This window comes from Thalassobium sp. R2A62, assembly GCF_000161835.1.
Lineage (GTDB): Bacteria > Pseudomonadota > Alphaproteobacteria > Rhodobacterales > Rhodobacteraceae > Thalassobium.
On record NZ_GG697169.2, the window covers coordinates 3,325,252 to 3,336,246 of the forward strand.

Sequence of the window (10,995 nt, forward strand, 5' to 3'; positions counted from 1 at the left end):
CTGTTTAAAGGCGGGCATCCCGAGGGTCTTCGGAATAGTCGAAATGATCGAACACCCAGCGCTGTTTCTTGCGGATCTCGTCCACCACTTTTTGCGTAAAGAAGTAGATATAGTTAAAGTCGGGCTTAAAGCCGGAATTGTCCTTTGTTTTGGGCATTGCCGCCTTTGACAGGGGTATCCCCAGTCTCTTTCCGATCCGGTCAAAATCCTCGTCGAGGTGTTCAAGACGGAACGCATCATCAAGGATAAATTTATTGAACGCGTGAACCACGTGATAGTCCTGCTTGAACATCTCGCTGAAGATGTAGTCGTTGAACTGGGATTTGTTTTCCTCGAAGGTTTCTGGAACCTCGCGTTTTTGCCAGACAAACTGCCAATAAAATTGCGAGATTGTCCGCGAAAACGGGTTTCGAACAGAGGATAGTTTCAGATATTCATCAAAGGTGTCACGCCCGATATGCTTGGCGACAGGTGTCGCGCCAATATGGTTGCGCCATTTCGGGGTCGGGCCGCTTTTGTTCATGCGGGCACCCACAAGACCATACTCTGTCTCTAGCTCTTTGGTGCTTTCTGTTACGACATGGCCCGGGGGCGCGCAATATTCTTCCAACATCATTTCAATAGATGTTCCGGCCGTTTTGCGCGTCTTCAAAAACACGAACTTCTTGGGGTTACTCACCAGTACCATTTTCGGCCTCTCCCATTACGGGGCTAAATACAGGCCCAAAATGTATCAATTGCTCGCAATGTGGAAGCATTTTTCAATCGGGTCTTAGTTTCTGGAGGGTTGTGATTTGACGAACACGTCACGTTAACGCGGTGTTCTGTTTTCGCGTCATTTCTAACGAATAGTCGGCGGTGACTGGCCCAGACGGGTCGCGATCTGATTATTGGTCGTCAACCGCAGTAATGGTCAGGCCATTGCGTTCCATCGTTTTGACACCTGCGGATGCGTATTTGATCCACTCGGCACGATCAGCCTGCCAGGCTTCTGCGACGGCCTCATTGTCGGCCTCGGGGTTGGATTCCTTGAATTTTCGCATCCACATCGTGCGCGCAATCATCTTAGCTGCTTGGCGCTTTGGGTCTTTGAATGTAACGGAAGTTGCTTCGTCCTGCATCTTATTGTCCTTTGTAAAGTGAGGGGGAAAACCCCCGAGGGAAGAGTGAACCGAGTGGTGAATTGAATTCAAACGGGTTTAGCGCGACGATGTTTTTCGCGCGGTTTTAGGGTCGCCAAAAGCTCTTGTTTGGTGCTCGTGCTGCCGCGATAAAGTTCGTAGTCGGTGATGAATGTATCTGACTCATTGATCCGCTTGCGTAGCTCGTCTGTCATTTTAGAACCTTTGAATGTCGGGCTGATGTTGCGCCGTTCTACGGTATCGGGCCACGCAATGCGGTAATGTCTGAACAGATGCGGCAGAAGTTCATCCATATGTTCAGCACGGATCAAGGTCTCGACCGCGACCTTCTGGGACTGGTCAACCAGAAAAGCGCGCTGTGGCTTAAACTTGAACATTTTATCAGGCCTGATCGAGAGGGCACCCTCTGCATATTCTTCAAAGGTCAGATTGCCTGCGTAGTTATCGCTTTTTCTGCTGCCTTCTTTCGCGTTCACGATCCGGTCGCGCTGACGGTACTTGTACCAGCTTAAAAGCCGTTCGGCGGGCTCTCTCGTGATGGCAAAAAAGTGCGGCCGTGGAATTTTCTTGGCCTCAAGAAGCGGCAAAATATGAGCTTCAAAAAGCTTGTAGGTCGTGTGCTTTAATCCGGGCGTTCCGGCGATGAATAGACCTTTTTGATTGGAAAGAAGTGCCTCAACTGTTGTTGATGCACATTTCGTGATCGCCACGAACCCAAGGCCTTTCCGGGGCAAAATAACTATAAGACGCTCTCTTGTATGGGGTTGCTTACCCTACGCTTACGCAGAAATGACAACTGGTGAAAGCGCTGGGTGGAACTGCCAAAAAAGAATGGCGGGGCTTTTATGATGAGTATCTATTTCCAACTAACGTAACTTGACCATACATCTTTAACATATGGAGTTTGCGATAACAAACCTTTTCACCTTACTAAAAGCTTTCCGCGACCCTGGTTTAGCAAGATTAGGCCGATGATCGACAGGACCAAGCCAACCGCCAATGGATAAAGCGGTTCGACATGATGGGCCGGATAGCCATGGTAAAATCCGGTTCTGGATATGGCGACGATGTGCACCAACGGGTTGTAGATCAGCCATGCATCAAAGGGTTGTGGCACCTGTTCGTAGGAATAGATTACGCAGGACAGCAGGAACAAAGGCGTCGTCGCGATGCCCCAGATGTGGCGCCATGTTGGGAAAACCCGAAACAGGTAGGCGTTGACGCTGCCAACACCAAATCCCAGCAAGATGGCCAACGACATGGCATGCAAGATGGGCCCAAAATCCAGAACTGTTTTGGTGTTCCACATGTTCAGGATGGCCACGTAGATACACAGGCCGACAAAGGTCTGAATCAAGACCACAAATATCAGCCGTGAGATCATGCAATCCATGACACAAATGCGCGGATATCTCAGGATCTTGCGGTTCTCACGTATCGCATTTCCCAACCGCCCGTTCACCGCGCTGAACATGGCGAACGGCACGACACCAGTTGCATAAAAGATAGCGAAAACATCGCCAACTGGCGGGCTTTTGAAACCAGCGGAAAAGACTGTGGTGGCTACAATGATCGAGGCGAGGGGACTGACGAACGCCCACAACACGCCGCCAAACGTATTGGCATTGTTGGTGGCAAATTCACGCAGGATAAGCGCCAGAATTGAACGAAACGTCGTGCCCCGTGGAAAGGCGACCAGTCTTAAGTTCGCATTGGGGCTACCTTGGGTCATCTGAGCCTCGAGTGGTTAAGCGCTTAACTGGATCTGTTTATTGATCTATAAGGGGTAATGTGCAACTACTATGCAACCATAAATATATAGGCGAGCGGTCATGACAAATAAGCCTAGAACCGGCTTTGAAGCGCCGAGCGACGCTTCGCATGATGATGAATCAGACACACAAACAGCGTCTACGTCTCCAGAGAATTCGACTGGCAGGTCCGGCGGCGGCAAGGGCCGTCGCAACAAAAACAAGACCAACAAAAACGCCGGTGAGACCAACCAGAATGATCCCTTTGCCAATTTAACACGCAAGCGGTTAGAGACCGCGTTGGGCGAGGATTCCGACATTCGTGCGCGCGAAATGATGCGCGCCATTCGCAATGCGCAAACACCCGAAGAAGCCTTGGCCGCGATGGCGTCAAATGCGGCTGAACAGGGCGAACGCATGGCGATGACAAAGATTGTCCCGCCAACTGTCGGCAAAACAAAGGCGCGGTTCCGGCATTTCCTGATCCTTGTTTCGTTCTTCTTGTTTGTCGCAGGTCCGATCGCGGCGGCGTACTGGTATCTGACCGAAAGGGCGCTGCCACAATACGGGTCGGTGACAGCGTTTTCCGTGCGCCAAGCAGACCACGCATCGCCGACAGACCTGATCGGGAACGCATTTGGACTGGCGAACTCATCCACCACGGACACCGACGTTCTTTATGATTTCCTGACGAGCCAGGAAATTGTTGCCGCAATTCGCGAATACCGCGATTTCGGAGCCATCTGGGCGGGGGCTGGAATGGGTTGGGAAACGGGGGACCCGATATTCGCAATGCCACCTGGCGGCACGATCGAGGATCAGACCGCCTATTGGAACAGGATGGTAGAGGTGTCTTATGATACATCAGCCAACATCCTTGAAGTTCGGGTTCTTGCCTTTGATCCCGCCGATGCACAGATGATCGCGCAAGATATTCTGGACGAGAGTTCAAGCATCATTAACGAATTGTCGTCGATCGCGACCCAAGATGTTTTGCGATATGCGCAAGAGGATCTGACGGCAGCAGAAACCGACCTTCGCGTCACGCGTGAGAGTCTGACAAATTTCAGAAACCGTTATCAGATTGCATCGATTGATTCCGATATCGCATTGACCATCGGGCCGCTTAACGCGCTGACACAACAGCTTGTCGAGGCGAAGATCGAGCGCGGGTTGCTGGGGCGCGATACGACCGAGCGTGACCCTAGGTGGGTTCAGATCAATGCCCGTATCGAAGTGATTGAGCAGCAGATCGAAGAAGAACGTTCAAAGTTGGGTGCGGCTGTCGACGGGGACAGCGGGACCGTGTTGTCGAACCGCATCGCCGAGTTTGAACGTCTGAATGTTGATCTGGAATTTGCACAGGCGTCTTATGAGACAGCGTTGGCCGCGTTTTATTCGGCCCGTGCGGATGCAAACCGGCAATCGCTTTACCTTGCCGCGCACAAACACCCGACGCTTGCAGAACGTGCCGATTTTCCGAAAAAGTGGATGATCCTTGGCCTTGTCGGGGGCTTGGCTTTCGCGCTGTGGAGTATTCTGGCGCTGACCATGTTGAGCCTGCGCGACAGGCGCTGAGGCGGGGGATTCGGACGTGATACTCTTGGAGAACCTTAAGAAGAGTTTCCCGTCGCGCGGCGGGCGACATGTCGTTTTTGACGAGATTAATGCGGTGTTTCCGACGGGACAAAGTGTCGGGCTTCTTGGTCGCAACGGTGCGGGGAAATCGACGCTTCTGGACGTGATCTCGGGTGTGGAAGCGCCGGATTCTGGTAGCGTCCTGACGGATGGCAACATTTCTTATCCGGTCGGGTTTTCGGGTGGCTTTCACGCTATGATGACAGGCACGCAGGCCGCGCGGTTTGTGGCACGAGTGTATGGGGCGGATACGGACGAGATCATCCGCTTTGTCGAGGACTTTTCAGAACTGGGGCGGCAGCTGCGCCAGCCGCTGCATACCTTTTCATCCGGCCAGAAATCGCGGCTTAGTCTTGCGATTTCGATGGCTATTCCGTTCGATATCTATCTGGTGGACGAGATCGGGGCAGTCGGTGACGAGAATTTCAAGATGAAGTCGCGCGCGCTTATTTATGATCGTATGGAGAATGCGGACATCTTTATGGTGGATCACGGGATGAAGAAAATCCGTTCGTTTTGTAGCATCGGTGCGGTTCTTCATAACGAGCGTTTGCACATCTTCGAAGACATCGAAGAGGGGATCGCCTTTTACGGGAAAATCAACCGGCTGACCAAAGGACCAGAGCGGCACAGCAAGGTCGAAACGGTCAAAGTGCCTTGGGTGACGCGTGTTGTAGAGGGTCTTTGGGGCCGCTCAAGGGTCGACGACGGTTAGGTTAAACGAAAGTTGGTTAATTGGTTTCTTGCGCCCGTTGTGAAGGGCCACCCCCCTGAAAAGGTCTGGATTAAACGACTATGACGGCTTCGAGACTTCTGGATATTCAGACCTTTATGTGGCCCGCAAAGCCGGATTCGTCCGACATCAAACTGGTGATGAAACAGTCAGGGGATGTCGCGCTGACGCACGTGCAAGACGTGCAGATCGGACCAGAGGGCGAAGCCGATTTTGGCACATGGTTTAATCTTTTCAATCTGGGAACATGGCAAAGCCGTTGTCAGTTGCAGAGCCTGTTCCTTCGGATCGAGGGTGAGGGGCCATGCCAGTTGACGATCAGACGCGAGGATGCAAGCGGCGCGGTTGACGCCAAAACGCATGTGTTGACGTTAAGCGCGGGTGCGGCGCAGTGCGTGGATGTCGGGGATTTTCTGGTCCCGCGCGAGGACGGATCGCCCCTTAAGGGTTTGGGCGTTTTGTCGTGCCGCGTTCAACGACACGATGATGCCGCGCCGCTTCACATCCGACACATGGCCTGGGCGACGGCAGATGTGCTCAAACGCCGACCGGATATGACGCTGGTGATGACTACGTTCAAACGCGAAGACGCGGTTGAGCGCGCGGTGAAACGGTTTGAAGCCTACCGCGCGCAATCGCCACTTCGGGGGCATCTGCGCATGTTTGTTGTGGACAACGGGCAGAGCATCGACCCACAGCGCGCGTCAGGCACCGTCGAGGTTTTGCCCAACCCCAATCTAGGAGGGGCAGGGGGGTTCACGAGAGGATTTCTGGAAGCGAGGGATCGCGGTGCGTCCCATGTTTTGTTCATGGACGATGATGCGTCGATTTACATGGATTCTCTTGAGAGGACATGGAGTTTTCTGGCTTTTGCCAAAGACGAGCGAACTGCGATCAGCGGGGCGATGTCGACCGAACGGCATCCTTGGCTGATGTGGGAATATGGCGCCTTGTTTTTCAAGAACTGCATCCGGCAACTGGGCGATGCCGACCTGCGTAACTGGCGCGAGGTCATTGATATCGAGCACGAGGTTGCGGACGATATGCCGGACCATCTTTATGCGGGGTGGTGGTATTTTGCGTTTCCGGTGAAGGCCGCGCAGCACCTTGCGTTTCCGTTCTTTGTGCGGGGCGATGATGTCAGCTTTTCGCTGGTGAACGATTTTGACATCGTGCGGCTGAACGGTGTGCTGTCTTATCAAGCGAGCTTTATCGAAAAGGAAAGTCCGCAGACTTGGTATCTGGATTTGCGCAGCCACCTTGCGCATCATTTGTCGATTGAACGCATGGACATCGGGCGGTGGTCGCTTGCGGCGATTGCGGCAAAATTCTTTCTCAAGAACCTCGTAAAGATGCATTACGACACAGCAAGCGCGGTCAATCTGGCGGTTGAGGACGTTTTAAATGGGCCAGAGTTTTTTGTGGCTCATGTCGATATGGCCCAAAGGCGTGCGGATTTGAACGCGTTGACAGACGCCGAGGTCTGGACGGACTTTGACCCAGAACAGCCCGTACCCCCCAGACAGCGTGTTTTGAAGTCAAAGCTGTTTCGGTTCGCAATGAAGCTGTGTCTGAACGGGCATCTTGTTCCCGGATTTCGGTTTTTGGGTCCAAAGCGGTCTGTCGTGGGCGATGATCGGGGGGCGCTTGGCATCTATTGGGGGGTCAGCGAAATGACGATTTTGTCCGCGAATGAAGACAAGCTGTATCAGGTCCGCCATTCCAAGCCGCGTGCCTTTAGGGAAGGGGTGCGGATGCTGCGCAATCTGGTGCGTTTGGTGTGGGGATATAGCGCGTTAAAGCGTGACTATCAGTCCGCCTATCCAGCGATGACGTCAGAAGCCTTCTGGCGCGGGCTGCTTGATCAGCGTATGCTGCCAGAAGAAAAAGCAGATCCGTCAGGTAGGGCCTAAGATGTTTGGCAGCGTCAAAAAACCTCAGCTTGTTTTGTTCATCGGACATCACAAAGTCGGGTCCACGTCCATTCAGGACTATTTTTCGCGCAACGCACCCGCGTTGGCGCAGGCGGGAATATTGTATCCGTTCGTCGATTTCGAAGGGATGTCCTATCTGGCGGCGGGGCTGGCCAAGGGCACCCGAGACACCGATCAGTTGCCTATAAACGTTCGCGAACCCCACAACGCATTGGCGTTCAGGTATATGGCTACCGCAGAAGAATCTTCGGTGCCCCGGTACCATGGCAAACTTCCGCCATTGGCGCAGATGGAACATGCGTTGACCCAGCAGTTCATGTTTTTTGATCCGCACACGGTCGTCATGGCGGCAGAGGTTTTTTCAAATTTCAGCGTGCGCAGCCCGAAAATGATCAAGCGGTTCCTGAAGCTGTTTGACGGCTTTGACATCACTCTGCTGCTGACGTTGCGCCGTATCGACGAATACATGATGTCGTGGCACGGGCAGCGGCTTAAGTTCGGGAACACGGTGCCGCGTTTGTCAGACGACGGGCTGGACGAGTATTGCAATACTATCCATTTTGACTACCGCCTTTTGTTGCAGGGCTGGATGGATACGGCGCCCGACGCCAAGGTAGTTTTACGCGATTATGAAGACGTGCGTGCAGCAGGCGGTTCGGTGGTCGATTTGATCGCACAGGCGGGGCTGAAACTGACTAAAGGGTTGCAACCGGAACGCAGGCAGAATGACAGCCTGCACCGCGGCATTTATGAACTTGCGCGTCGCGGAAACAACGATCTGAAGCGACCGAAGTCGGGGCGGTTCAGATCAACCTTGCGCGCTTTGGTTCCCCAGATGGAATTGCCGCCGTCAAAGGATATCGAGCTTTTGGGGTCAGACATGCGGGCGCGTATCGCTGAAAAATTTGCCCCGATCGACGAAACACTTGGCCAGATTGCAGGCAAGGGCGCTGCGTTCTTTGACGACAACACAGCCGTGCTGGAAACGCGCCCTCTGCCAGAGGCGGATGTGTTTGCCGATGTGCGTGATCAGGCGATCACACTCTGGCCGCAAGATGGTCCAGTTTCAAAGTTCAAGGATTTTCTGTCATCGTTGGACTATGATCCCCCTCGGCAGGCGTGACTTTATATGATCAAGAACCTCATTTTGCACCTTGGGGACACCAAGACGGGCTCAACAGCGTTGCAGTCGGTTTTGCGGTCGGGGAACTTTAGGACGCCGCAGGGTCAGACGGTCTTTTATCCCGGTGAAAGCCTGAACCAGAACCGTCTGCCGAACTCTTTTTCCAAGGGGACCCCGAAAGGGCGTTCAAACGCGCTGTTTGCATCGCTGGCGGCGGATTTCAGGGAAAGTGATGCTGATTTTGGCATGCTTTCGGCCGAGCTTTTCCAGTCTGTTGACCCGGCAGATTTGAAACGGATCCTGACCGAAGAGATGTCTGATTTTGCGGATCGGACACGGCTTATTTCCTATGTGCGCCCGCACGCGGAACGGTTGGTGTCCACCTTTTCCGAGCAAACAAAATTCGGCAAGGTGTCGGACGATCTGCGCAGTCATTTCCAAAAGTTGCGAAGAAGCGGGCGGTTGAAATATTACCCCCGCTTTACCGCGTGGCAGGAAACATTTGGTGACCAATTTTCTTTGCGGCTGTTTCAACGGGATCATTTTTTGAACGGTGATGTTATCGATGATTTCTTCGCGTGGATGTTGGGGCAGGAGGGGACGGTCATTCAGGCCGCGCAACTGTCCAACGCGTCTTTATCAGTGGGGCAGATCGCCTTGTTGCGGCGGTTTCAGACCTTGATGAATCAAGAGGGCAAAGTCGAACGCGGGGGCCGCATGTCGCCCGAGGTCGCGCGGGCATTGGTTGCGCAGTTTCGTTTGACGGGGTTGGGCGCGGATACCCCCCGCGTGACCATTCCAGACGACATTTCCCAAAGATTGACGCGCCAGTTTGGTGAAGATGCTGCACAGATGGACGCTGCGTTCTTTCAGGGAACACCGATGAGCGATGCCATCAAATCCATCCCAGAGAAACTGATCGGACCCAATCAGGATTTTGACGCCTCAAGTTACTTTTCAGACAACACGCTTAGGGCGTTCGACACGATGGCCCAGATGAGCATTCTTTTGCTGGGAGAAAACCCCAAGCAACTTCGCCAACGCGCAAAGCAGGCCCGCTTGCAGACCAGATTGAATCCCTAGGTGATGGCCGTGCTGCCTTTGGGCGGGCAAGGAACGGGTTTTGCTATGCGCCGTGGCGAAAGAGCTTTGCGCCGAGTTGTTCTGAAAACGCTTGGCGGCCGGAATGGTCATTCATGTGCGAGATGTTCTTGAAGTCGGCATCGACGAGATCGAACGATGTCTCGTCATGGAGGCTGACATCCATATCACCAAGGGCTGTGTCCAGAATGGTCTGATAGAAATTATCGGGATTACGGTTGCGCACAGACTTCGGGTTCAGACCCTGAATCGGGTGAATGATCACGGCGACGTGATCTGACACTGATGCAAGCGCCCTTAGGCCTTCGCGCCACGCGGTGACAGATTTTTCGTCCATCGGCACCTTGCCCTCGAAGGCGGATTTGATTTCGAGGTTTCTTTTCTTTTCCCAGTTGGCTTGTTTGATCTGGGTCTGCGGGACAGGGGCAGGGGCGATTCTCCCTGCGGTTTTGATGTCCCAAACGGTATCGGCATCGTAATGGGTGCGTTTGATCTTGTTGAAATGGCCCGCTTCGAAATCGGCCAGAATTTCAATGTCGCCAGCGGGTGGTTTATTGGACAGCTGCATGATTTCAAGTTCAAGGACGCTTATTGGAAAACGGGTGTTCTGGTCTTTTGCGGTCTTGGCGATGAAGCCGCAAAATTCGGCGATGCCCTGCGCGGTCAGCATCGCCATACCGATGTTGCACGGACGCACATCCAAACCGGTGACACGCGCGGATCGTGCCAGCGTTTCAGGGCAAATCGCGCGCATGAACCCCGAAGAACCGATGCAGGGGACGACGGGTTTTGGATCAAAAGCAAGCCAGCCTGGAAAATTGTCCAGAAAGCCCAGCGCGCGCATGGCCCTGTAGTGGAGGGTTCGTTTTAGTTCTCCGCCAGACACGGTTCCGCGCGGTTTAGGGGCAAAGCGATCAGGAGAGTCCCCGTCGAGTTCACGTCGCAGCCATGCAACCACCTGCCAAAGCGACATGGTCGACAGGTCAGCAACGCTTTCTTGGGTCAGGTTAAGGTCCCATTTGCTTTCAAACAGCAACGAAAATTCCACAAACCCAAGGGAGTCGAGGCCCGCATTCATAAAGTTGGGGGCGTCTTCGATCCTGTCGCGCGAAATGGCTGGATTGATCTCTTGGATGAGGTCAATAATCCCGTCATAGCGTTTGAGCTTTTTGGGGCGCTGTCTAATGTTGATATTTTGAAGACGGTTCAGGACGCGATTGCCGATCTTGCGGCGGTCGACCTTACCGCTCGCGTTTTTGGGAAAGTTCGGCATGACAAGAATGCGGGCCGGTTCCATGTAGTCGGGCAGGCGGCATTTGATTGCTTGGTGGATTTGTTTTCCTTGTCCATCGTATCCCTCAACGACGCCGACAAGCGATGTGGGCGACGGTGCGTCAAGCGGCAGGGGAACGACAACCGCCGCACAGCCATCTGATGCCTCTCTCAGCAGGGCTTCGATTTCGCCCAATTCAACGCGATAGCCCCGCATTTTGATCTGGTTGTCGATCCGGCCCACGAAGTGGATCGTGCCGTCCTTGTCCAGTTGAACGCGGTCACCTGTTCGATAGGCGGG

The 10,995-nt window shown here is 53.7% G+C and carries 9 protein-coding genes and 1 pseudogene; 5 read left to right on the forward strand and 5 right to left on the reverse strand.

The genetic code is table 11. The annotated features are described in order from the left end of the window. Positions 1-4: 4 nt before the first annotated feature. The 4 genes from TR2A62_RS17790 to TR2A62_RS16655 all read right to left on the reverse strand — a co-directional run bounded on the left by TR2A62_RS17790 (position 5) and on the right by TR2A62_RS16655 (position 2,874). Positions 5-688, reverse strand: a complete 684-nt coding sequence (locus TR2A62_RS17790) for a sulfotransferase family 2 domain-containing protein (protein ID WP_009160307.1) — start codon at positions 686-688, stop codon at positions 5-7. A gap of 199 nt (positions 689-887) precedes the next feature. Further along, positions 888-1,121 (reverse strand): hypothetical protein, encoded by a 234-nt coding sequence (locus TR2A62_RS16645; RefSeq protein WP_009159539.1) that lies wholly within the window; start codon positions 1,119-1,121, stop codon positions 888-890. A gap of 68 nt (positions 1,122-1,189) precedes the next feature. Continuing rightward, on the reverse strand, positions 1,190-1,876 hold the full coding sequence (locus TR2A62_RS16650; RefSeq protein WP_223296134.1) for a sulfotransferase family 2 domain-containing protein: 687 nt from the start codon (positions 1,874-1,876) through the stop codon (positions 1,190-1,192). A gap of 188 nt (positions 1,877-2,064) precedes the next feature. Then, complete coding sequence (locus tag TR2A62_RS16655) at positions 2,065-2,874, reverse strand: ABC transporter permease (protein ID WP_009157914.1); 810 nt, start codon at positions 2,872-2,874, stop codon at positions 2,065-2,067. A 100-nt stretch (positions 2,875-2,974) separates the two neighbouring features. Between TR2A62_RS16655 and TR2A62_RS16660 the strand changes: the two genes are divergently transcribed. From TR2A62_RS16660 to TR2A62_RS16680, 5 genes are all read left to right on the forward strand, one after another. Further along, entirely contained in the window at positions 2,975-4,471 is a 1,497-nt protein-coding gene (locus tag TR2A62_RS16660) for a capsule polysaccharide export protein (RefSeq protein WP_009158720.1), read from the forward strand. A gap of 16 nt (positions 4,472-4,487) precedes the next feature. Continuing rightward, positions 4,488-5,246, forward strand: coding sequence for an ABC transporter ATP-binding protein (locus tag TR2A62_RS16665; RefSeq protein ID WP_150103525.1), 759 nt, complete (start codon positions 4,488-4,490; stop codon positions 5,244-5,246). Between the two features lie 80 nt (positions 5,247-5,326). Then, the gene (locus TR2A62_RS16670) at positions 5,327-7,177 is read left to right on the forward strand and encodes a glycosyltransferase (protein WP_009159992.1); all 1,851 of its coding nucleotides are present in this window, start codon (positions 5,327-5,329) and stop codon (positions 7,175-7,177) included. A 1-nt stretch (position 7,178) separates the two neighbouring features. Then, positions 7,179-8,321: a hypothetical protein gene (locus tag TR2A62_RS16675; RefSeq protein WP_009158929.1), complete on the forward strand. Its 1,143-nt coding sequence runs from the start codon at positions 7,179-7,181 to the stop codon at positions 8,319-8,321. A 6-nt stretch (positions 8,322-8,327) separates the two neighbouring features. After that, on the forward strand, positions 8,328-9,404 hold the full coding sequence (locus TR2A62_RS16680) for a hypothetical protein (RefSeq protein WP_009160271.1): 1,077 nt from the start codon (positions 8,328-8,330) through the stop codon (positions 9,402-9,404). A gap of 43 nt (positions 9,405-9,447) precedes the next feature. Here the strand turns inward: TR2A62_RS16680 and TR2A62_RS17795 are convergent. Continuing rightward, positions 9,448-10,995 (reverse strand): annotated as a pseudogene (locus TR2A62_RS17795) (AMP-binding protein); the annotation flags it as partial.

Bases quoted from the DNA above. Each gene is read 5' to 3' on its own strand.
- TR2A62_RS16660 (WP_009158720.1), top strand. From the start codon at position 2,975: ATGACAAATAAGCCTAGAACCGGCTTTGAAGCGCCGAGCGACGCTTCG.
- TR2A62_RS16670 (WP_009159992.1), top strand. From the start codon at position 5,327: ATGACGGCTTCGAGACTTCTGGATATTCAGACCTTTATGTGGCCCGCA.
- TR2A62_RS16645 (WP_009159539.1), bottom strand. From the start codon at position 1,121: ATGCAGGACGAAGCAACTTCCGTTACATTCAAAGACCCAAAGCGCCAA.
- TR2A62_RS16680 (WP_009160271.1), top strand. From the start codon at position 8,328: ATGATCAAGAACCTCATTTTGCACCTTGGGGACACCAAGACGGGCTCA.
- TR2A62_RS16675 (WP_009158929.1), top strand. From the start codon at position 7,179: ATGTTTGGCAGCGTCAAAAAACCTCAGCTTGTTTTGTTCATCGGACAT.
- TR2A62_RS16655 (WP_009157914.1), bottom strand. From the start codon at position 2,874: ATGACCCAAGGTAGCCCCAATGCGAACTTAAGACTGGTCGCCTTTCCA.
- TR2A62_RS17790 (WP_009160307.1), bottom strand. From the start codon at position 688: ATGGTACTGGTGAGTAACCCCAAGAAGTTCGTGTTTTTGAAGACGCGC.